The 19,636-nt window shown below is 63.9% G+C and carries 22 protein-coding genes; 13 read left to right on the forward strand and 9 right to left on the reverse strand.

Annotated elements, in window-relative coordinates; genetic code table 11:
* Positions 1–73 precede the first annotated feature (73 nt).
* Genes metX through AC2T3R_RS24645 form a run of 6 tightly spaced genes read left to right on the forward strand, consistent with a single transcriptional unit; the run spans position 74 to position 4,399 of the window.
* Complete coding sequence (metX, locus tag AC2T3R_RS24620) at positions 74–1,213, forward strand: homoserine O-succinyltransferase MetX (RefSeq protein ID WP_013974620.1); 1,140 nt, start codon at positions 74–76, stop codon at positions 1,211–1,213.
* A 7-nt stretch (positions 1,214–1,220) separates the two neighbouring features.
* A complete protein-coding gene (gene metW / locus AC2T3R_RS24625; protein WP_015272149.1) occupies positions 1,221–1,841 on the forward strand; it encodes a methionine biosynthesis protein MetW in 621 nt (206 codons plus the stop codon).
* Positions 1,842–1,863: 22 nt separating this feature from the next.
* On the forward strand, positions 1,864–2,298 hold the full coding sequence (locus AC2T3R_RS24630; protein ID WP_013974622.1) for a DUF4426 domain-containing protein: 435 nt from the start codon (positions 1,864–1,866) through the stop codon (positions 2,296–2,298).
* The gene (gene rdgB, locus AC2T3R_RS24635) at positions 2,295–2,891 is read left to right on the forward strand and encodes an RdgB/HAM1 family non-canonical purine NTP pyrophosphatase (protein WP_003257822.1); all 597 of its coding nucleotides are present in this window, start codon (positions 2,295–2,297) and stop codon (positions 2,889–2,891) included. Before AC2T3R_RS24630 ends, rdgB begins: the two co-directional genes overlap by 4 nt.
* A complete protein-coding gene (hemW, locus tag AC2T3R_RS24640; protein ID WP_085587715.1) occupies positions 2,888–4,063 on the forward strand; it encodes a radical SAM family heme chaperone HemW in 1,176 nt (391 codons plus the stop codon). Before rdgB ends, hemW begins: the two co-directional genes overlap by 4 nt.
* Before the next feature lie 9 nt (positions 4,064–4,072).
* The gene (locus AC2T3R_RS24645; RefSeq protein WP_003257821.1) at positions 4,073–4,399 is read left to right on the forward strand and encodes a DUF3392 domain-containing protein; all 327 of its coding nucleotides are present in this window, start codon (positions 4,073–4,075) and stop codon (positions 4,397–4,399) included.
* A gap of 42 nt (positions 4,400–4,441) precedes the next feature.
* On the opposite strand, the gene AC2T3R_RS24650 is transcribed toward AC2T3R_RS24645, so the two are convergent.
* From AC2T3R_RS24650 to AC2T3R_RS24670, 5 genes are all read right to left on the reverse strand, one after another.
* On the reverse strand, positions 4,442–4,636 hold the full coding sequence (locus tag AC2T3R_RS24650; RefSeq protein ID WP_252361428.1) for a hypothetical protein: 195 nt from the start codon (positions 4,634–4,636) through the stop codon (positions 4,442–4,444).
* A gap of 28 nt (positions 4,637–4,664) precedes the next feature.
* Positions 4,665–5,387 carry a tRNA (guanosine(46)-N7)-methyltransferase TrmB gene (trmB, locus tag AC2T3R_RS24655; protein WP_013974624.1) on the reverse strand — a complete coding sequence of 241 codons (723 nt, stop codon included), beginning with the start codon at positions 5,385–5,387 and terminating at the stop codon, positions 4,665–4,667.
* A gap of 9 nt (positions 5,388–5,396) precedes the next feature.
* The gene (locus AC2T3R_RS24660) at positions 5,397–6,191 is read right to left on the reverse strand and encodes a thiazole synthase (RefSeq protein ID WP_015272152.1); all 795 of its coding nucleotides are present in this window, start codon (positions 6,189–6,191) and stop codon (positions 5,397–5,399) included.
* Positions 6,192–6,244: 53 nt separating this feature from the next.
* A complete protein-coding gene (gene thiS, locus AC2T3R_RS24665; protein ID WP_003257817.1) occupies positions 6,245–6,445 on the reverse strand; it encodes a sulfur carrier protein ThiS in 201 nt (66 codons plus the stop codon).
* Positions 6,446–6,548: 103 nt separating this feature from the next.
* Positions 6,549–6,920, reverse strand: coding sequence for a DUF423 domain-containing protein (locus tag AC2T3R_RS24670; RefSeq protein ID WP_486744384.1), 372 nt, complete (start codon positions 6,918–6,920; stop codon positions 6,549–6,551).
* 64 nt (positions 6,921–6,984) lie between these two features.
* Between AC2T3R_RS24670 and mtgA the strand changes: the two genes are divergently transcribed.
* Positions 6,985–7,695, forward strand: coding sequence for a monofunctional biosynthetic peptidoglycan transglycosylase (gene mtgA, locus AC2T3R_RS24675; RefSeq protein WP_085691431.1), 711 nt, complete (start codon positions 6,985–6,987; stop codon positions 7,693–7,695).
* A 167-nt stretch (positions 7,696–7,862) separates the two neighbouring features.
* On the opposite strand, the gene rpoH is transcribed toward mtgA, so the two are convergent.
* The 4 genes from rpoH to ftsY form a co-directional block, all read right to left on the reverse strand.
* A complete protein-coding gene (gene rpoH, locus AC2T3R_RS24680; RefSeq protein WP_003249083.1) occupies positions 7,863–8,717 on the reverse strand; it encodes an RNA polymerase sigma factor RpoH in 855 nt (284 codons plus the stop codon).
* A gap of 111 nt (positions 8,718–8,828) precedes the next feature.
* Complete coding sequence (gene ftsX / locus AC2T3R_RS24685) at positions 8,829–9,851, reverse strand: permease-like cell division protein FtsX (RefSeq protein WP_013974629.1); 1,023 nt, start codon at positions 9,849–9,851, stop codon at positions 8,829–8,831.
* The gene (gene ftsE, locus AC2T3R_RS24690) at positions 9,848–10,519 is read right to left on the reverse strand and encodes a cell division ATP-binding protein FtsE (protein WP_013974630.1); all 672 of its coding nucleotides are present in this window, start codon (positions 10,517–10,519) and stop codon (positions 9,848–9,850) included. The genes ftsX and ftsE overlap by 4 nt, the downstream gene beginning before the upstream one ends.
* A 2-nt stretch (positions 10,520–10,521) precedes the next feature.
* Entirely contained in the window at positions 10,522–12,048 is a 1,527-nt protein-coding gene (gene ftsY / locus AC2T3R_RS24695; protein WP_412481506.1) for a signal recognition particle-docking protein FtsY, read from the reverse strand.
* A 230-nt stretch (positions 12,049–12,278) separates the two neighbouring features.
* On the opposite strand from ftsY, the gene AC2T3R_RS24700 reads away from it, so the two are divergent.
* The 6 genes from AC2T3R_RS24700 to AC2T3R_RS24725 all read left to right on the forward strand — a co-directional run bounded on the left by AC2T3R_RS24700 (position 12,279) and on the right by AC2T3R_RS24725 (position 19,586).
* Positions 12,279–13,634 carry a M16 family metallopeptidase gene (locus AC2T3R_RS24700; RefSeq protein WP_015272157.1) on the forward strand — a complete coding sequence of 452 codons (1,356 nt, stop codon included), beginning with the start codon at positions 12,279–12,281 and terminating at the stop codon, positions 13,632–13,634.
* On the forward strand, positions 13,627–15,117 hold the full coding sequence (locus tag AC2T3R_RS24705; RefSeq protein WP_410951923.1) for a M16 family metallopeptidase: 1,491 nt from the start codon (positions 13,627–13,629) through the stop codon (positions 15,115–15,117). The genes AC2T3R_RS24700 and AC2T3R_RS24705 overlap by 8 nt, the downstream gene beginning before the upstream one ends.
* Positions 15,117–15,719: a 16S rRNA (guanine(966)-N(2))-methyltransferase RsmD gene (rsmD, locus tag AC2T3R_RS24710; protein WP_486744385.1), complete on the forward strand. Its 603-nt coding sequence runs from the start codon at positions 15,117–15,119 to the stop codon at positions 15,717–15,719. The genes AC2T3R_RS24705 and rsmD overlap by 1 nt, the downstream gene beginning before the upstream one ends.
* A gap of 71 nt (positions 15,720–15,790) precedes the next feature.
* The gene (locus tag AC2T3R_RS24715) at positions 15,791–17,137 is read left to right on the forward strand and encodes a M16 family metallopeptidase (RefSeq protein WP_486744386.1); all 1,347 of its coding nucleotides are present in this window, start codon (positions 15,791–15,793) and stop codon (positions 17,135–17,137) included.
* Positions 17,134–18,534, forward strand: coding sequence for a M16 family metallopeptidase (locus tag AC2T3R_RS24720; protein WP_486744387.1), 1,401 nt, complete (start codon positions 17,134–17,136; stop codon positions 18,532–18,534). The genes AC2T3R_RS24715 and AC2T3R_RS24720 overlap by 4 nt, the downstream gene beginning before the upstream one ends.
* Before the next feature lie 59 nt (positions 18,535–18,593).
* Positions 18,594–19,586: a hydrolase gene (locus AC2T3R_RS24725; RefSeq protein WP_397460371.1), complete on the forward strand. Its 993-nt coding sequence runs from the start codon at positions 18,594–18,596 to the stop codon at positions 19,584–19,586.
* The last annotated feature ends 50 nt before the right edge of the window (positions 19,587–19,636 follow it).

Here is a 19,636-nt window from a genome sequence, read left to right on the forward strand (position 1 = left end):
GCGACAAGCCTCTGCTTGCCGCTGGGGGTAGCGCTCTTTAGACTTACGCCTCCGTCAAGCGTGAGCAGGGTCGATGTCCACTGTCTTTCCCGAAGATTCCGTCGGTCTGGTAGTACCGCAAACCGCCCGGTTCGATGAACCGCTGGCCCTGGCCTGCGGTCGCTCCCTGGCCAGTTACGAACTGGTCTACGAGACCTATGGCACCCTGAACGCCAGCGCAAGCAACGCCGTGCTGATCTGCCATGCCCTCTCCGGCCACCACCATGCCGCTGGCTACCATGCCGCCACCGACCGCAAGCCGGGCTGGTGGGACAGCTGTATCGGCCCTGGCAAGCCGATCGACACCAACCGCTTCTTCGTGGTCAGCCTGAACAACCTGGGCGGCTGCAACGGCAGCACCGGCCCCAGCAGCATCAACCCGGCCACCGGCAAGCCCTACGGCGCTGACTTCCCGGTGCTGACCGTGGAAGACTGGGTGCACAGCCAGGTGCGCCTGGCCGAGCGCCTGGGCATCCAGCAGTGGGCCGCCGTGGTCGGTGGCAGCCTGGGTGGCATGCAGGCGCTGCAGTGGACCATCAGCTACCCCGAGCGTGTGCGCCATTGCGTCGACATCGCCTCGGCTCCCAAGCTGTCGGCACAGAACATCGCTTTCAATGAAGTGGCACGCCAGGCCATCCTCACCGACCCCGAATTCCACGGCGGTTCGTTCCAGGACCAGGGCGTGATCCCCAAGCGTGGCCTGATGCTGGCGCGCATGGTCGGCCACATCACCTACCTGTCGGATGACTCGATGGGTGAAAAATTCGGCCGCGAGCTGAAGAGCGACAAGCTCAACTACGACTTCCACAGCGTCGAATTCCAGGTCGAGAGCTACCTGCGCTACCAGGGCGAGGAGTTTTCCGGGCGCTTCGACGCCAACACCTACCTGCTGATGACCAAGGCGCTGGACTACTTCGACCCCGCCGCCGCCCAGGGCGGCGACCTGGCAGCCACCCTGGCCCACGTCAAGGCGGATTACTGCATCATGTCGTTCACCACCGACTGGCGCTTCTCCCCGGCCCGTTCGCGCGAGATCGTCGACGCCCTGATGGCCGCGCGCAAGAATGTCTGCTACCTGGAGATCGACTCGCCTTACGGGCACGATGCCTTCCTGATCCCCACGCCTCGCTACATGCAGGGTTTCTCGAACTACATGAACCGCATTGCCATCTGAGGACAGCATGAGAGCCGATCTGGAAATCATCCACGACTGGATCCCCGCCGGCAGCCGGGTACTCGACCTGGGTTGCGGCAGCGGCGAACTGCTGGCCTCGCTGCGCGACCGCAAGCAGGTCACCGGCTATGGCCTGGAGATCGACGCCGACAACATCGCGGCCTGTGTGGCCAAGGGCGTCAACGTCATCGAGCAGGACCTGGACAAGGGCCTGGGCAACTTCGCCAGCAACAGTTTCGACGTGGTGATCATGACCCAGGCCCTGCAGGCCGTGGAGTACCCCGACCGCATCCTCGACGAGATGCTGCGCGTGGGCCGCCAGTGCATCATCACCTTCCCCAACTTCGGCCACTGGCGTTGCCGCTGGTACCTGGCGACCAAAGGCCGCATGCCGGTTTCGGACTTCATGCCGTACACCTGGTACAACACGCCGAACATCCACTTCTGCACCTTTGCCGACTTCGAAGAGCTGTGCCACGAGCGCCGCGCCAAGGTGCTAGACCGCCTGGCGGTCGACCACTTGCACCGCAACGGGTGGGGTGGCCGGCTTTGGCCTAATCTTCTAGGTGAGATCGGCATCTACCGTGTCAGCAGCCCGGGCCTGCAAGAACATCAGCTCGCGGTCTGACGCCCACCGGAGGAATCACCCCATGCGTCGCCTAGCCCTGTTCCTGATCAGCCTGTGCCTGGCCCTGCCGGTACTGGCTGCCGATGCTGCCCGTCCCGAGCGCAAGGAAGTGTTTGGCGACGTGACGGTGCACTACAGCGCGTTCACCTCGAGCATGCTGACACCGGAGGTGGCCGCAGCCACCGGCCTGGTACGCAGCAAGAACCAGGGCGTACTCAACATCGCCGTGCTCAAGGCCAACAAGCCCGCCATGGCGGTGGTCAGCGGCACGGTCAAGGACTTGACCGGGCGCAGCAGCCCGCTGTCGTTCAAGCAGATCACCGAACAGGGCGCGGTGTACTACATTGCCCAGTTCAAGATCGACCAGCCAGAAACCGTCACCTTCGACCTGAATATCGAAACCGGCGGCATCAGCAACTCCCTCAGTTTCAACCAGGAAGTGTTCCCAGGCGAATGATGAATTTCCAGCAACTCGTATTGGCCAGCCACAACGCCGGCAAACTCAAAGAACTCCAGGCCATGCTCGGCGCGTCCGTGCAACTGCGCTCGATCGGTGAGTTCAGCCAGGTCGAGCCGGAAGAAACCGGCCTGTCGTTCGTCGAGAACGCGATCCTCAAGGCGCGCAACGCCGCACGCATTTCCGGCCTGCCGGCCCTGGCCGACGACTCGGGCCTGGCGGTGGACTTCCTCGGCGGCGCGCCGGGCATCTACTCGGCGCGCTATGCCGACGGCAAAGGTGACGCTGCGAACAATGCCAAGCTGCTCGAAGCACTGAAAGACGTGCCTGAAGCCGAGCGCGGTGCACAGTTCGTCTGCGTCCTGGCACTGGTGCGCCATGCTGACGACCCGCTGCCGATCCTGTGCGAAGGCCTGTGGCACGGGCGCATCATGTTCGAGGCCAGTGGCGAGCACGGCTTTGGCTACGACCCGCTGTTCTGGGTACCGGAGCGCAGCTGCTCCAGCGCCGACCTGGCCCCTGTGGACAAGAACCAGCTCAGCCACCGCGCCCGCGCCATGGCCCTGCTGCGCCAACGTCTGGGCCTGGCATGATCGAAACGCTGTCCAACCCCGGCGCGGCGGGTTTCACCAGCCTGCCGCCGCTGGCGCTGTACATCCACATCCCGTGGTGCGTACGCAAATGCCCTTACTGCGACTTCAACTCCCACGCCGCCGGGCCTGAACTGCCGGAAGATGCCTACGTCGCCGCCCTGCTGACCGACCTCGACCAGGAGCTGGCTGCCGTGCAAGGCCGGCCGATCAGCTCGATCTTCTTCGGCGGCGGTACCCCCAGCCTGTTCAGTGCCGACGCCCTTGGCCGGCTGCTGCGTGGCGTGGAACAACGTATCCCGTTTGCGCCGGACATCGAAATCACCCTGGAGGCCAACCCGGGCACGTTCGAGCAGGACAAGTTCAAGGCCTACCGGCAAACCGGTATCAATCGCCTGTCCATCGGTGTGCAGAGCTTCCAGCCAGCCAAACTGCAGGCGCTGGGGCGTATCCACAATGGCGATGAAGCGGTCCGCGCCGCCGGCATGGCGCGCGCCGCCGGCTTCGACAACTTCAACATGGACCTGATGCACGGCCTGCCCGACCAGTCGCTCGACGACGCGCTGGGCGACCTGCGCCAGGCCATCGACCTGGGGCCGACGCACCTGTCGTGGTACCAGCTGACCGTGGAGCCGAACACGGTGTTCTGGAACCAGCCACCCGAGTTGCCCGAGGACGACATCCTCTGGGATATCCAGGAGGCCGGCCAGGCACTGATGGCCGAACACGGCTTCCGCCAGTACGAAGTCTCGGCCTATGCCCAAGCGGGGCGCGCTGCCCGGCACAACCTCAACTACTGGCGCTTTGGCGACTTCATCGGCATCGGCGCTGGTGCCCACGGCAAGCTGACCTTCGCCGACGGGCGCATCCTGCGCACCTGGAAGACCCGCCTGCCCAAGGACTACCTGAACCTGGCCAAGCCGTTCAAGGCCGGCGAAAAGCTGCTGCCAGTCGACGAGCTGCCGTTCGAGTTCCTGATGAACGCCCTGCGCCTGACCGATGGGGTGGAAGCCGAACTGTTCACCCAACGCACCGGTTTGCCGCTGGCACAACTGCGCGAGGCACGCCGCGCGGCCGAACAAAAGGGCCTTTTGCAGGTCGAACCGGATCGACTGGTGGCCACACCGAGGGGCCAGTTGTTCCTCAATGACCTGCTGCAGTATTTCTTGACCTAAGGATGACCCATGGATCTGGTACTTGATCTGCTCGCGACGGTTTCTCGCTGGAGCCGCAGCAACCTGTCGGAGATTTCACTGGCCTTGGTAGGCTGCCTGCTGGTGCTGTTCGGCACCGATATCAAGGGCTGGGTGGAACAACGCCTGGGCGGCCTGGCGGGCGCCCTGCGCGTACCGTTCATGGCCTTGCTGGTGATGATCGGCAGCGGTGCGGCGCTGATCTATGCCACGCCTTGGGTGGTGAAAGGGCTGAGCCAGTTCAACAACTACGCGCTGGCGCCGGTGTTGCTGGTGGTACTGGTGCTGATCGGGGTGGTGGCTGATCGACGGGGCTGAGCCACGGCCTTGCACTGCCCCTTGCAGGAGCAACTGTCTTGCTCAAAATTTAAATGCGCATGCGGTCACTGTGGGAGCGGGCATGCCCGCGAACACCGGCAAAGCCGGTGCCATCCACCGCGTCGCCTGTTTCGCGGGCACGCCCGCTCCCACAAAGTCCCGAACGGTCTTGAGCACAGTCATAAAAAAACCGCCCTTCTCAAGGCGGTTTTTTTTCGCCTGCATTTCTGCAGGCATCGGCATATCGAAAGGCCGTATCAGCCGATCAATCCACCTTCTCGAACTTCAAATCCCAAACCCCATGCCCCAGCCGCTCGCCGCGGCGCTCGAACTTGGTGATCGGGCGCTCTTCCGGGCGTGGCACGTAGGTACCGTCAGCCGCACGGTTGCGATAGCCCGGGGCAGCGCTCATCACTTCCAGCATGTACTCCGCATACGGTTCCCAGTCGGTGGCCATGTGGAACACGCCACCGGGCTTGAGCTTGCGCCGTACCAGTTCGGCGAACTCCAGCTGGACGATGCGGCGCTTGTGGTGGCGCGCCTTGTGCCATGGGTCGGGGAAGAACAGCATCAGGCGGTCGAGGCTGTTGTCCGCCACGCAGCGGTTCAGCACTTCGATGGCATCGCAGTCATATACCCGCAGGTTCTTCAGGCCCTGGGTCAGCACGCCGTTGAGCAGCGCGCCAACACCCGGGCGGTGTACTTCCACACCGATGAAGTCCTGTTCAGGCGCGGCAGCAGCCATTTCCAGCAGGGAATGGCCCATGCCGAAGCCGATCTCCAGGGTGCGCGGCGCCGAGCGGCCGAACACCTGGTCGTAGTCCACCGGGCTGTCGGCCAGCGGCAGGATGTACAGCGGGCCGCCCTGCTCCAGGCCACGTTGCTGGCCTTCGGTCATGCGCCCGGCGCGCATCACGAAACTCTTGATGCGGCGGTGCGGGCGGGCTTCGCCGTCGGGGGTGATCGGCGTATCGTGCGATTCAGTCATCAGGGGCTCTTACTTGATCAGACCATCCAGCGGCGAAGAGGCGCTGGCATAGAGTTTCTTCGGCATACGGCCGGCCAGGTAGGCCATGCGACCGGCGACGATGGCGTGCTTCATGGCCTCGGCCATCAGCACCGGCTGCTGGGCGTGGGCGATGGCCGAGTTCATCAGCACAGCTTCGCAGCCCATTTCCATGGCGATGGTGGCGTCGGACGCAGTACCCACACCAGCATCCACCAGCACCGGCACCTTGGACTCTTCCAGGATGATCTGCAGGTTGTAGGGGTTGCAGATACCCAGGCCGGTACCGATCAGGCCAGCCAGCGGCATGACCGCAATGCAGCCGACTTCGGCCAACTGGCGGGCGATGATCGGATCATCGCTGGTGTAGACCATCACATCGAAACCGTCTTTGACCAACACTTCGGCGGCCTTGAGGGTTTCGATCACATTGGGGAACAGGGTTTTCTGGTCGGCCAGTACTTCCAGCTTGACCAGGTTGTGGCCATCCAGCAGTTCGCGGGCCAGGCGGCAGGTGCGCACGGCTTCGACCGCGTCGTAGCAGCCAGCAGTGTTCGGCAGGATGGTATAGCGGTCCGGAGGCAGCACATCGAGCAGGTTCGGCTCGCCCGGGTTCTGGCCAATGTTGGTGCGGCGCACGGCTACGGTGACGATCTCGGCACCCGAGGCTTCGATGGCCAAGCGGGTTTCTTCCATGTCACGGTACTTGCCGGTACCGACCAGCAGGCGCGACTGGAAAGTACGCCCGGCCAGGGTGAAGGGCTTGTCGCTACGAACGTTGCTCATGGTTGTTCCTCGGGAAAAGGTTGCTGGGCTTGCAGGTGAATCGCCGGCCAGAATCAGCCGCCACCGATGGCGTGGACCACTTCGACCTGATCGCCGTCATTCAACAGCGTGCTGTCGTGCTGGCTACGCGGCACGATATCCAGGTTCAGTTCCACCGCGACGCGGCGCCCGGTCAGCTCCAGGCGGGCCAGCAGGGCCGCGACACTTTCGCCAGCGGGCAATTCGTAAGGTTCACCGTTCAGTTGAATGCGCATGCGCACGGCCACCATTGTTCTTTGGGGGCCCGCATTCTAGCGCTGAACCGCCCTGCAACCCAAGGGCGCTGCACACCATTAGTCGTGATTGTGGACCACCCGGTCAACCGAGCCGCCAGGCTGCCAGGCCCAGGCACAGCCAGCCGGCGAGAAAGCACAGGCCACCAATTGGGGTGATGATGCCGAGCTTGCCCAGGCCGCTGAGGGTCAGCAGGTAAAGGCTACCGGAGAACAGCACTATCCCCAGAGCAAACAGGCCGCCAGCCCAGCCGACCAGGCGCCCTGGCAGGTGCACCGAGAGCACGGCGACAGCGAAGAGGGCCAGGGTATGTATCAACTGGTAGGTCACACCAGTCTGGAAGATCGCCAGGTAGTCGGCCGTCAGCCGGCTTTTCAGGCCGTGGGCAGCGAAAGCGCCCAGGGCGACACCGGTGAAGCCGAAAAAGGCGGCAAGCATCAGGAAGCTGCGAAGCATGGGACGACTCCTTGGATCGGGTCTGTATAATGGCCCCTTCCACCCGTACGGCCAAGCCATCGCCATGCTGCCAACCCTTCTCCGCCGCCTCTCTCGCGCCCTGCTCTGGTTCGCTGCCGGCAGCATTGTGCTGGTACTGGTGTTCCGCTGGGTCCCACCACCCGGTACGGCGTTGATGGTGGAGCGCAAGGTGCAGTCCTGGGTGAATGGCGAGCCGATCGACCTGCAGCGCGACTGGGAGCCGTGGGAGAACATCTCCGACGACCTCAAGGTCGCGGTCATTGCCGGCGAGGACCAGAAGTTCGCCAACCACTGGGGCTTCGACATCCCGGCCATCCAGGCAGCGCTGGCCTACAACGAGCGCGGCGGCAGCATTCGCGGTGCCAGCACCCTGACCCAGCAGGTGGCCAAGAACCTGTTCCTGTGGTCCGGGCGCAGCTGGTTCCGCAAAGGCCTGGAGGCCTGGTTCACCGCGTTGATCGAGCTGTTCTGGTCGAAGGAGCGGATTCTCGAGGTCTACCTGAACAGTGCCGAATGGGGCAAAGGTGTGTTTGGCGCCCAGGCGGCAGCGCGCTACCACTTTGGCGTCGATGCCAGCCGGCTCAGCCGCCAGCAGGCGGCGCAGCTGGCGGCGGTGCTGCCGAGCCCGATCAAGTGGAGCGCCAGCCGGCCGAGCGCCTATGTGGCCAGCCGGGCCGGCTGGATACGCCGGCAGATGAGCCAGTTGGGTGGGCCCAGCTACCTGATGCAGCTCGACACTTCGCGCAAGCCTTGAGGGCCTCTTCGCGGGCACGCCCGCTCCCACAGGGCCAGCATTACCCCTGAGGCCTGTGCAGTACCTGTGGGAACGGGCGCGCCCGCGAAGAGGCCGGTAAATCTTGCACAAAAAAAAGCCGCTCACCCTTTGCGGGCCAGCGGCTTTTCCTTGCTGTGAGGGCTCGATCAGGCCGCGATCAGCGCCTTGACCTTGTTCATCGCATTCTTCTCCAACTGGCGAATCCGCTCAGCCGAAACGCTGTACTTGTCCGCCAGCTCATGCAACGTGGCCTTCTCTTCCGCCAACCAGCGCTGGTAGAGAATGTCGCGGCTACGCTCGTCCAGCCCTTGCAATGCTTCGTGCAGGTTGCTGGTGGAGTTGTCGCTCCAGTCGGCATCCTCCAGCTGCACCGCCGGGTCGTAACGGTGGTCTTCCAGGTAATGCGCAGGCGACTGGAAGGCACTGTCGTCGTCAGCTTCCGCTGCCGGGTCGAAGGCCATGTCCTGGCCGCTGAGGCGGCTTTCCATCTCGCGCACTTCACGCGGCTCCACGCCCAGGCTTTCCGCCACGCGGTGCACTTCGTCGTTGTTCAGCCAGGCCAGACGCTTCTTCTGGCTGCGCAGGTTGAAGAACAGCTTGCGCTGGGCCTTGGTGGTGGCCACCTTGACGATGCGCCAGTTGCGCAGGATGAACTCGTGGATCTCTGCCTTGATCCAGTGCACGGCGAACGACACCAGGCGCACGCCCATTTCCGGGTTGAAGCGCTTGACGGCTTTCATCAGGCCGACGTTGCCTTCCTGGATCAGGTCGGCCTGGGCCAGCCCGTAGCCGGCATAGCTACGGGCGATATGTACGACGAAACGCAGGTGGGCCATCACCATTTGACGAGCGGCCTCGACATCCTGCTCATAATAGAGACGCTCGCCCAGATCACGCTCCTGCTCGACAGTCAGCAGCGGGATGCTGTTGACCGTGTGCACGTAGGCTTCCAGGTTTGCACCAGGTACCAGGGCATAGGCAGGTTGCAACGATGTGGTCATTCAAGAACCTCCGACTTACAGAACTCGCGCCTTGTGGGCGCTGCCAACATTGACCTGGAACGACGGTACAAGTTCCATGGTGAATAATTTGTCAATGCTGGCACGTAAAAACTATCGCGGCGCCAGCTCGTTCAGATGGCGGGCCACTGCGATCCATGCACCGATATACCCCAACAGCACCGCTCCGATCAAGAGCGACAGACCATCGGACGCCGGCACCCCACCCAGGGCGAAGTCGCTGCCGTACAGCCCGGAAAGCCCTACCACCGCCTCGTTCAGCCAGTTCAGGCCAAACGCCAGGATGCCCCATGCGATCACCCCTGCACCCAGGCCATACAGCGCGCCCATGTACAGGAAAGGCCGGCGTACGTAGGCATCCGTGCCACCGACCAGCTTGATCACTTCGATCTCGGTACGGCGGTTTTCAATATGTAGACGAATTGTGTTACCGATTACTAACAGCAGGGCAGAAATCAGCATCACGGCCAGGCCGAAGACGAAGCGGTCACCCAATTTGAGGATGGCCGCCAGGCGCTCGACCCATACCAGGTCGAGTTGCGCCACCTCCACCCGCGGCAGCTCCGACAGGCGCTGACGCAAGGCTTCCAGGGCCGGCTTGTCGACTTCGGTCGGGGTCACCACCACTACGCCGGGCAGCGGGTTGTCAGGCAGTTCACGCAGGGCTTCGCCCAGGCCAGACTGTTGCTGGAACTCCTCCAGCGCCTGCTCGCGGCTGACATACTGAGCGTCGGCCACGCCGGGCATGCCCTTGATCTCGTCGCGCAGCGCCTCGCCTTCGCGGCTACCGGCATCGAGCTTGAGGTATAGCGAGATCTGTGCGGCGCGCTGCCACGAGCCGCCAAGCTTCTCGACGTTCTTCAGCAGCAATGACAGGCCCATGGGCATGCTCAGCGCCACCGCCATCACCAGGCAGGTGAAGAAGCTGCCGATCGGCTGCTTGCCCAGCCGGCGCAGGCTGTCGGCCATGCTGGCACGGTGGCTTTCCAGCCAGGCATGCAGCAGCGTGCGGAAATCCGGGCCGTCATCGTCGTCGTGCTTTTTCTTCGCCGGTTGCGGGTCGGCCGGCTTCGGCGCAACCCGCTCGGAAACCTTCGGCGTACGTGTAGTGCTCATTGCCCGGCCTCCCCATCGCCGATCAAGCGGCCGCGTTGCAAGGTCAGCATGCGGTGGCGCATGCGCGCAATCAGTGCCAGGTCGTGGCTGGCGATCAATACCGTGGTACCCAGGCGGTTGATGTCCTCGAACACCCCCATGATCTCCGCGGCCAGGCGCGGGTCGAGGTTACCGGTGGGTTCGTCGGCCAGCAGCAGGGCTGGCTGGTGAACAATGGCGCGGGCGATGCCTACCCGTTGCTGCTGCCCGGTGGACAGGTCGGCCGGGAACAGCTCGCCCTTGTCGGCCAGCGACACTCGCTCCAGCGCCGAGTCCACGCGCTTGGCGACCTCGGCCTTGGACAGGCCGAGAATCTGCAGCGGCAAGGCGATGTTGTTGAACACCGTGCGGTCGAACAACAGCTGGTGGTTCTGGAACACCACGCCGATCTGCCGGCGCAGGAACGGGATCTGCGAATTGCTGATCTGGCCCAGGTCCTGCCCGGCCAGCATCAGCTTGCCGCTGGTCGGGCGCTCCATGGCCAGCAGCAGGCGCAGCAAGGTGCTCTTGCCCGCGCCCGAGTGGCCGGTGACGAACAGGAATTCGCCCCGGCGCGCCCGGAAACTCAGCTCATGCAAACCCACATGACCATTGGGATAGCGCTTGGCAACCTGTTCGAATCGGATCATGTTCAGTCTCGCTCGGCGAACAGAGCCTTGACGAACGGCTCGGCTTCGAAGGTACGCAGGTCGTCGATGCCTTCACCGACACCGATGAAGCGGATCGGCAGCTTGAACTGCTTGGCCAGGGCGAAGATCACCCCGCCCTTGGCAGTGCCGTCCAGCTTGGTCAGGGCCAGGCCGGTCAGTTCGACGCTCTGGTTGAAGTACTTGGCCTGGCTGATGGCGTTCTGGCCGGTGCCGGCATCGAGCACCAGCAGCACCTCGTGTGGCGCTTCGGCGTCGAGCTTGCCAATGACCCGGCGGACTTTCTTCAGCTCTTCCATCAGGTTGTCTTTGGTGTGCAGGCGGCCAGCGGTGTCGGCGATCAGCACATCGACGCCACGGGCCTTGGCGGCCTGTACGGCATCGAAGATCACCGAAGCAGAGTCGGCGCCGGTGTGCTGGGCGATCACCGGGATCTGGTTACGCTCGCCCCACACCTGCAGCTGCTCGACTGCAGCGGCACGGAAGGTGTCGCCAGCAGCCAGCATCACTTTCTTGCCTTCGAGCTGCAGCTTCTTGGCCAGTTTGCCGATGGTGGTGGTCTTGCCGGCGCCGTTCACACCGACCACCAGAATCACATAGGGCTTGTTCTGCGCCTGCACCACCAGCGGCTGCTCGACCGGGCGCAGCAGCGCAGCCAGTTCTTCCTGCAGCGACTTGTACAGGGCATCGGCATCAGCCAGCTGCTTGCGGGCAACCTTCTGGGTCAGGTTCTGGACGATGGTGGAAGTGGCTTCCACACCAACGTCGGCGGTCAGCAGGCGGGTTTCGATTTCGTCGAGCAGGTCGTCATCGATGACCTTCTTGCCCAGGAACAGGCTGGCCATGCCCTCGCCGATGCTGGCGCTGGTCTTCGACAGGCCCTGCTTGAGGCGGGCGAAGAAGCCGGGCTTGGCCTGTTCGGCCTGCACTGCGACCGGGGCTGCAGCCACAGGGGCAGCAGGCTCTGGTGCAGGGCGTTCCGGGATGGCGGGCGGCGTTTTCGGCTCCAGATCCGGCACCAGGGCCACGGGCTCTTCAGCAACCGGCAGCACCAGGTTGCTGACCGGCGCGGCTGGTTCGACGACCGGGGCCGCCTCGACAGGGGCTGGCTCGATCGGGGCCGCCTGCAAGGGCATCGACGCGACCGGCCGCGGTGCAGGTGCCACCAGCGGCTGGGAAGCGACCGGCTCGGGTTCAGGGGCCTGCAACGGCTGGGAAGCAACCGGTTCGGGGACAGGGGCCTCGACCACCGGGGATTGGACGGGTGCGGCGACCTGCTGCGGTTCTGTCAGCTGTGGGGCCGCAGGGGCCTGAACGGGTTCAGGGGCCTGTGGCGCTTCGGCGGTAGCCCCTTCGACCGGAGCGGCTGCAGGCTGCTCGACGGCTGGGGGTTCATTCGCGGGCACACCCGTTGCCACAGGTTGCTGCGGTTTCTTGCGAAACCAGCTGAACAGGCCTTTCTTCTCACCAGCCTCGGCTGGCGCTTTTTTGTCGTCGTTGGAACCAAACATGGAAGACGGCTATCTCAGGGTAGCGATGGGCCAGCTATGGCGCATCGGGAATTCTCTCTACGCAGAACAGACTATCTTGAAGCCGGCTGGTTCATGCGCAACGTTTTGTCTTAGTGTCCTGCGGGCCAGAACGGCGACAGGCATGGTCGCCAGGCAACCGGATCAGTATCCTAGCACCTCCTGGCCCGCCGACGCTAAACCAGCGGGCCGCCGAACAGGTTAAACACCGTATGAATGCTCTAGCCCGCCGCGCCGCTGGCCTGTTGCTCGGCACGCTCTGCCTGCCGCTCGCGGCCTTCGCCGCCGATGTGCAACCCACCCACGAATTCATCCTCGACAACGGCCTGAAAGTAGTCGTGCGCGAGGACCACCGCGCCCCGGTGGTGGTCTCGCAGATCTGGTACAAGGTTGGCTCCAGCTACGAAACCCCGGGCCAGACCGGACTGTCCCACGCGCTGGAACACATGATGTTCAAGGGCAGCGCCAAGGTCGGCCCCGGCGAGGCCTCGCGCATCCTGCGTGACATAGGCGCCGAAGAAAACGCCTTCACCAGCGACGACTACACCGCCTATTACCAGGTGCTGGCCCGCGACCGCCTGCCGGTGGCCCTGGAGCTTGAGGCCGACCGCCTGGCCAGCCTGCGCCTGCCCGCTGACGAATTCAGCCGCGAAATCGAGGTGATCAAGGAAGAACGCCGCCTGCGCACCGACGACCAGCCCAACTCCAAGGCGTTCGAGCTGTTCCGCGCCATGGCCTACCCGGCCAGCGGCTACCATACCCCGACCATCGGCTGGATGGCCGACCTGGAGCGCATGAAGGTCGAGGAACTGCGCCACTGGTACGAATCCTGGTACGCCCCCAACAACGCCACCCTGGTGGTGGTCGGCGATGTCACCGTCGATGAGGTCAAGGGCCTGGCGCAGAAGTACTTCGGCAGCATCCCCAAACGCGCCGTGCCACCGGCCAAGTTGCCGCTCGAGCTGGTCCAACCAGGCCAGCGCCAGCTGACGCTGCACGTGCGCACCCAGTTGCCGAGCCTGATCTACGGTTTCAACGTACCTGGCCTGCCCACCGCCAAGGATCCGCGTACGGTGCATGCCCTGCGCCTGATCTCGGCATTGCTCGACGGCGGCTACAGCGCCCGCATGCCGGCACGCCTGGAACGCGGCCAGGAACTGGTGGCCGGCGCTTCGTCCAGCTACAACGCCTTCACCCGCGGCGACAGCCTGTTCCTGATCTCGGCCACGCCGAACGTGCAGAAGCAAAAAACCCTCGCCGATGTCGAGAAAGGCATCTGGCAGCTGCTTGATGAGCTCAAGACCACCCCGCCCAGCGCCGAAGAGCTGGAGCGCGTACGCGCCCAGGTCATTGCCGGCCTGGTCTACGACCGCGACTCCATCAGCAGCCAGGCCACTACCATCGGCCAGCTGGAAACCGTCGGCCTGTCGTGGAAGCTGATCGACAGCGAGCTGGATGAGCTCAAGCGCGTTACTCCGCAGGATATCCAGAACGCCGCGCGAACCTATTTCACCCGCGAACGCCTGAGCGTTGCCCATGTACTGCCCGAGGAGTCCGCTCATGAGTAATCGCCGCGTACCACGCCCAACCCTGCTGACCACGGGCATCCGCGCCCTGGCGCTGGCGGCGGTGCTGGCCGCCCCGGCCATGGCTGACAATGCCGCCAAAGCCGACAGCAACGCGGCACGCCCGGCCAATACCTTGCAGTCACTGGCCGAACTGGATGGCAAGGCGCCCAGCCGGCGCCAGTTGAACATCCAGCACTGGAACACCGCCGAAGGTGCCCGGGTACTGTTCGTCGAAGCCCGCGAACTGCCGATGTTCGACCTGCGCGTCACCTTCGCCGCCGGCAGCAGCCAGGATGGCGGCACGCCAGGCCTGGCCGCCCTGACCAACGCCATGCTCAACGAAGGCGTGGCCGGCAAGGATGTGACTGCCATCGCCGAAGGCTTCGAGGGCCTGGGCGCCGACTTTGGCAACGGCTCCTACCGCGATATGGCCGTGGCTTCGCTGCGCAGCCTCAGCGCCAAGGACAAGCGTGAACCGGCGCTAAAGCTGTTCACCGAAGTGACTGGCAAGCCGACCTTCCCCGAAGACGCCCTCAAGCGCATCAAAAACCAGATGCTGGCCGGCTTCGAGTATGAAAAGCAGAACCCTGGTAAGGTCGCTGGCAAGGCCCTGTTCGCCAAGCTCTACGGCGACCACCCTTACGCCCACCCGAGCGACGGCACCGCCGAAAGCATCAGCGGCATCACCCTGGCACAGCTTCGCGCCTTCCACGCCAAGGCTTACACCGGCGGCAACGCGGTCATCGCCCTGGTCGGCGACCTCAGCCGCGCCGAGGCCGAAGCCATCGCCGCCCAGGTGTCAGCCGGTCTGCCCAAAGGCCCCGCGCTGGCCGCACCTGCGCAACCCGGCGAAGCCAAGGCAGGCCTGACCCACATCGACTTCCCGTCCAAGCAGACTCACCTGATGCTGGCCGAACTCGGCATCGACCGCCAGGACCCGGACTGGCCGGCCCTGTCACTGGGCAACCAGATCCTCGGCGGCGGTGCATTCGGCACCCGGCTGATGAGCGAGGTACGTGAAAAGCGCGGTCTGACCTACGGCGTGTACTCGGTGTTCAGCCCGATGCAAGTACGCGGCCCGTTCATGATCAACCTGCAGACCCGCGCCGAACTCAGCGAAGGCACGCTCAAGCTGGTGCAGGACATTCTCGCCGATTACCTCAAGACCGGCCCCACCCAACAAGAACTGGACGATGCCAAGCGCGAACTGGCCGGCAGCTTCCCGCTGTCCAATGCCAGCAACGCCAGCATCGTCGGCCAACTGGGCGCCATTGGCTTCTACAACCTGCCGCTGACCTGGCTGGAGGACTTCATGCAGCAGTCCCAGGCCCTCACCGTAGAGCAGGTAAGGACGGCCATGAACAAACACCTGTCAGCCGATAAACTGGTGATCGTCACCGCTGGCCCGAAAGTGCCGCAAAAACCGCTGCCAGCCCCCACTGACAAGCCCTCCGAGCAACCGCTCGGGGTACCGGAGCACTAATGCCAAGATCCACCCCTCCCGCCCGCCCGCAACCGGGCCAAAGCAAGGGCCAGGGCCACCTGCGCATCATCGCCGGCGAGTGGCGCAGCCGACGTCTGGCGGTGCCGGAAGGCGAAGGCCTGCGGCCAACGCCCGACCGCGTGCGCGAAACCCTGTTCAACTGGCTGGCCCCCTATATTGAGGGTGCCCGCGTTCTGGACGCCTTCACCGGCAGCGGTGCCTTGGTGCTCGAAGCCCTGTCCCGCGGGGCCGAGGACGCCGTCGCGCTGGACAGCAACCCGGCGGCCGTCGCCAACCTGAAGAACAACCTCGAGATCCTGCGCTGCCCGCGCGGGCAAATCCTGCAGACCGACGCCCTGCGTTATCTGCAAGGCCCAGCCAAGCAGCAGTTCGATGTGGTGTTCCTTGACCCACCGTTCCACCAGGACCTGCTGGCCGACACCTGCAATCTGCTGGAACAGAACCAGTGGCTGCGCGAGCAGGCGTGGGTCTACACAGAAAGCGAGGCTGCACCGTCGACCTTGCAACTGCCAGGTAACTGGCGCCTGCATCGCGAGAAAAAGACCGGCCAGGTGCATTACGCACTCTGGCAGCGGGGCTAATTATGTAAAGCAGGTGCAGCACCCTTGTCGCTGAAGCTGTTCGGGTTTACACCAACCAGAGCACTTCAGCGATGACCTTACCATCACCTGCGTCACCACCCGACCTGGGCCAGGTCTCTGCGGGGCTTGCCGCCCTGGCCTGCCCCACTACCTCGGCATTGCAGCACTTCACGCTGGAAAACGGCCTGTCCGTCTACTTGCGAGAAAACCACAAGACCTCTCTGGCCGCGGTCCAGCTTTGGTATCACATAGGCTCAAGCCATGAGCCTGCCGGCCACACCAACCTGTCACACCTTCTGGAGCACCTGATATTCGCAGGCAGCAGCAAAATCCCCGCCGACCAATACAGCCGGGTGATTGCACGCTTAGGCGGCAGCGCTAATGCCACCACCCACCTGGATGCCACCTCTTATGAAATCTCGCTACCGGCCAGCCGCCTGCCCATAGCGCTGGAGATCATGGCCGATGCCATGAGCACCGCTTCCTTCGGCCAAGCTGAAATGGAGAGGGAGATAAAGGCGGTAGAAGATGAGCGCCGGCTCAAGCTGGACGTCCAGCCTGACCAGCAAGCGTACGATCAGCATAACGCCCTTGCACATGGCGACAGCGCCTATGCAGGCCCGAGCTTCGGTGATCCGGCAGACCTGCATGGCATCGACCTGGCAGCGCTGCGAACCTGGTACAGGACCTGGTACCAGCCAAACAACGCAACGCTTGTGGTGGTCGGTAGTGTTGACCTGCCAACGCTCCGGCAGCAGGTGGCACGTTACTTCGCCGGCGTGCCGAAAACACCCCTCGCCGCCCGACCTGTCCCACGCCATGACGCTCGACTGAAGGCCCGCAGCCACACCGTGAGCCTGCCAGGGCTACGCGAGGGGCTGTTCATGTCCTTCAATGTTCCAGGCCGAGCAACAGCCCCCGACGCCAGCACATCGCTTGCCCTGAGCCTACTTTGCGACCTGCTTGGCGTAGGCTTCAGCTCCAGGCTGTACAGCGACCTGGTACGGGACAAGCGCCTGCTTACAGGCGTACGGGTGTCCTACGAGCCCTTGGTGCGTGGCGACACGCTGTTGACGATCTCAGCCTATGTGAACACCAGCCACACCACACCGGAGGACGCTGCCCAAGCTATTTACGAGCATGTGCAGGCGCTGCGCAGTGTTGCCTTGCCAGAAGAAGATCTGCAGCGCGCCAAGTTACGCATGCTCGCCCGACGGCTGTTCAACCTTGACGCGCTCACTTCCCAGGCAGGCGAGCTGGGCGCCGCAGCCGCAGCCGGTTTGCCGGCATCGGTCATTGACGAGGACGGCCCTCTTATCCAGAACCTCGACAGTGCGACAGTGCAACAGGTAGCAGTTGCCTACCTGGGGCGCGAACGGCTGACCACGACCTACCTTCAGCCGGGAGCACAAGCATGAGCCCAGACAATTTGACGACCACCCGACCGACGCTTTGCGACGGCCCAGCCACCGACACCGCCTTGGAGGCCATGGCCAACCTTCAATCGGCCAAGGAAATAGAGCTTGGCCAGGTACCGCCCTTGCAAGCCGCAGCCACGTGCTGGCAAACCACAAGCGGCACAAAGGTCAGCTTCATCGCAGATCATGAACGCCCGATGTTCGACCTGGCCTTGCGTTTTCGTGCTGGCAATGTGCTTGACGGGGCGAACCCGGGCCTGGCCGCAGTCACCCTGTACAGCCTCGACCAAGGGACTGGTGAACTCGATGCAGCCCAGTTTGCCGAGCAGTTGGCCGGGTACGGGGCCATCCTCGGCAGGAGGATCACCGATGACAGTGCCGTCATCACACTCCGCTGCCTGAGCTTGCCCACGATACGCTCCAGCGTGATGCAGCTGTTCACCCAGATGCTGGCATATCCTGCTTTCAGGGAGCCTGACGTGGCGAAAATCCGGGAGCGGCTGGCTTTCAACCGGGTCCGACAGGGCAGCCACCCCCTGATACGGCTTACCAACACCACGATGGCTCATGTTTTCCGTGATCATCCGTACGCTGCCAGCGCCACCACGACAGCCAGTGGTACCGTCAATGTCGAGCAGATCAGGGACTTCCACCAGAAGGCTTACTCGGCGAACAATCTGGATATTGGCTTGGTGGGGGACCTGAGCCGAGAAGATGCGGAGCAACTGATCGACGCACTCACCCGTGTCCTGCCGCAGAAGTGGGCCGCCGCTGCCCCGCCGCCACTACCCGAACACCCGCCAATCGTGCAGCACCTGGCCGCCGCCGGCAGCGCCACACGGGCGCTGTTGACGCTTTCCTCGAAAGCTTCACCAAGCAGCCCGCTATTTCCGGCCTTGACACTGCTCAACGTGATACTTGGCACCAGCTATGAATCACGCCTGACGCAAGAGTTGCGAACCCTGCGCAGCCTGACCTACGCCATCTACTCCGACCTCAACCCGCTGGATGCGGCATGCCTGCTGCAAATTCATTGGGACATCGCCCCGCAGTACCGCGATGCGGCAGCGGCCCTGGTGTCGGGGATTGTCGCGTGCCTGCGCGAACGAGGCCCTAGCCAGGCAGAATGCGACATCGCTGTGAACGAAATTGCGGCCAAGCTGCATCACGACCTTGCAGACAGCGCCAAACTGGCCAGAGCACTTGCGACTTACAGCCACCAAGGGCTGCCAGGCGATCACCTTGCCACTTTTCTTGACAGGCTGCAGTCACTCACGCCAGCGAACCTGCGTGAAGCCGGGCAGGTGTGGTTGGGCAACGCGACGCAAGTGCTGGTGACCGTAGGCCCCGAGTCAGTGCAACTGCCACTGCCGGAAACAATGAAGGACGACCAATAGCGCAGGTACATCGGGGTTTTTCCATGGCATTCTAGGCACGCACAACATGAGTCGCCCACATGCCCAGCCCCAGCGCAACGTTCCGTCCAGCCCTCGGCCTTGCCAACCCCCACTTGCAAACCTTGTGGGGGCCATTGTGGCGAAAACTGCCAGAGCTGCAGCGCAACCGCGAGCGGCTATGGCTGGCCGATGGCGACTTCATCGACCTGGACTGGCACGGCCCGCACCAGCCCCACGCGCCGTTGGTGCTGGTGCTGCACGGCTTGACCGGCTCCTCCCACTCGCCCTACGTCAAAGGCTTGCAGCAAGCGCTGCAAGGCCGCGGCTGGGCCAGCGTGGCGGTGAACTGGCGCGGTTGCTCGGGCGAGCCCAACCTGTTGCCACGCAGCTACCATTCCGGTGCCAGCGAAGACCTGGCCGAAATCGTCAGCCACCTGCGCGCCCAGCGCCCGTTGGCGCCGTTGTATGCGGTGGGTTATTCGCTGGGGGGCAATGTGCTGCTGAAATACCTTGGCGAAAGCGGTGTCGCCAGCCAGTTGCAGGCTGCGGTGGCAGTGTCGGTGCCGTTTCGCCTGGACCACTGCGCCGACCGCATCGGCCAGGGCTTTTCAAAGGTGTACCAGGCGCATTTCATGCGCGAGATGCTGGCTTATGTTCAGCTCAAGCAGCGGCACTTCCACGACAAGGGCCAGCATGAACGGCTGGCGACGCTGCAACGGCTGGGGCCGCTGGTCAACCTGCGCACGTTCTGGGAATTCGACGGCAAGGTCACCGCACCGCTGAACGGTTTTCGCGATGCGCACGACTACTACCGCCGCTCATCGAGCCATTTCTTCCTCGGCCAGAACCGCACACCGACGCTGATCATCCATTCCAGCGATGACCCTTTCGTCTCCGGCCACAGCCTGCCAACAGCCCGCGAACTGGCGCCGCAGACCCGCTTCGAACTGCACAGCCGCGGCGGCCATGTGGGCTTTGTCGATGGCAGCCTGCGCAACCCGGGCTATTACCTGGAGCGGCGGATTCCACAGTGGCTTGTGGAGGGTCAATAGGAGCTGCGGTTTTCATTGGCAGTACCGGCCTCATCGCCGGCAAGCCAGCT

It is taken from the genome of Pseudomonas sp. PVC-5-1, from assembly GCF_057444345.1.

Excerpts from the sequence above, each read along its gene's own strand:
- metX (WP_013974620.1), top strand. The coding sequence starts at position 74 with ATGTCCACTGTCTTTCCCGAAGATTCCGTCGGTCTGGTAGTACCGCAA.
- metW (WP_015272149.1), top strand. The coding sequence starts at position 1,221 with ATGAGAGCCGATCTGGAAATCATCCACGACTGGATCCCCGCCGGCAGC.
- AC2T3R_RS24630 (WP_013974622.1), top strand. The coding sequence starts at position 1,864 with ATGCGTCGCCTAGCCCTGTTCCTGATCAGCCTGTGCCTGGCCCTGCCG.
- rdgB (WP_003257822.1), top strand. The coding sequence starts at position 2,295 with ATGATGAATTTCCAGCAACTCGTATTGGCCAGCCACAACGCCGGCAAA.
- hemW (WP_085587715.1), top strand. The coding sequence starts at position 2,888 with ATGATCGAAACGCTGTCCAACCCCGGCGCGGCGGGTTTCACCAGCCTG.
- AC2T3R_RS24645 (WP_003257821.1), top strand. The coding sequence starts at position 4,073 with ATGGATCTGGTACTTGATCTGCTCGCGACGGTTTCTCGCTGGAGCCGC.
- AC2T3R_RS24650 (WP_252361428.1), bottom strand. The coding sequence starts at position 4,636 with ATGCCTGCAGAAATGCAGGCGAAAAAAAACCGCCTTGAGAAGGGCGGT.
- trmB (WP_013974624.1), bottom strand. The coding sequence starts at position 5,387 with ATGACTGAATCGCACGATACGCCGATCACCCCCGACGGCGAAGCCCGC.
- AC2T3R_RS24660 (WP_015272152.1), bottom strand. The coding sequence starts at position 6,191 with ATGAGCAACGTTCGTAGCGACAAGCCCTTCACCCTGGCCGGGCGTACT.
- thiS (WP_003257817.1), bottom strand. The coding sequence starts at position 6,445 with ATGCGCATTCAACTGAACGGTGAACCTTACGAATTGCCCGCTGGCGAA.
- AC2T3R_RS24670 (WP_486744384.1), bottom strand. The coding sequence starts at position 6,920 with ATGCTTCGCAGCTTCCTGATGCTTGCCGCCTTTTTCGGCTTCACCGGT.
- mtgA (WP_085691431.1), top strand. The coding sequence starts at position 6,985 with ATGCTGCCAACCCTTCTCCGCCGCCTCTCTCGCGCCCTGCTCTGGTTC.
- rpoH (WP_003249083.1), bottom strand. The coding sequence starts at position 8,717 with ATGACCACATCGTTGCAACCTGCCTATGCCCTGGTACCTGGTGCAAAC.
- ftsX (WP_013974629.1), bottom strand. The coding sequence starts at position 9,851 with ATGAGCACTACACGTACGCCGAAGGTTTCCGAGCGGGTTGCGCCGAAG.
- ftsE (WP_013974630.1), bottom strand. The coding sequence starts at position 10,519 with ATGATCCGATTCGAACAGGTTGCCAAGCGCTATCCCAATGGTCATGTG.
- ftsY (WP_412481506.1), bottom strand. The coding sequence starts at position 12,048 with ATGTTTGGTTCCAACGACGACAAAAAAGCGCCAGCCGAGGCTGGTGAG.
- AC2T3R_RS24700 (WP_015272157.1), top strand. The coding sequence starts at position 12,279 with ATGAATGCTCTAGCCCGCCGCGCCGCTGGCCTGTTGCTCGGCACGCTC.
- AC2T3R_RS24705 (WP_410951923.1), top strand. The coding sequence starts at position 13,627 with ATGAGTAATCGCCGCGTACCACGCCCAACCCTGCTGACCACGGGCATC.
- rsmD (WP_486744385.1), top strand. The coding sequence starts at position 15,117 with ATGCCAAGATCCACCCCTCCCGCCCGCCCGCAACCGGGCCAAAGCAAG.
- AC2T3R_RS24715 (WP_486744386.1), top strand. The coding sequence starts at position 15,791 with ATGACCTTACCATCACCTGCGTCACCACCCGACCTGGGCCAGGTCTCT.
- AC2T3R_RS24720 (WP_486744387.1), top strand. The coding sequence starts at position 17,134 with ATGAGCCCAGACAATTTGACGACCACCCGACCGACGCTTTGCGACGGC.
- AC2T3R_RS24725 (WP_397460371.1), top strand. The coding sequence starts at position 18,594 with ATGCCCAGCCCCAGCGCAACGTTCCGTCCAGCCCTCGGCCTTGCCAAC.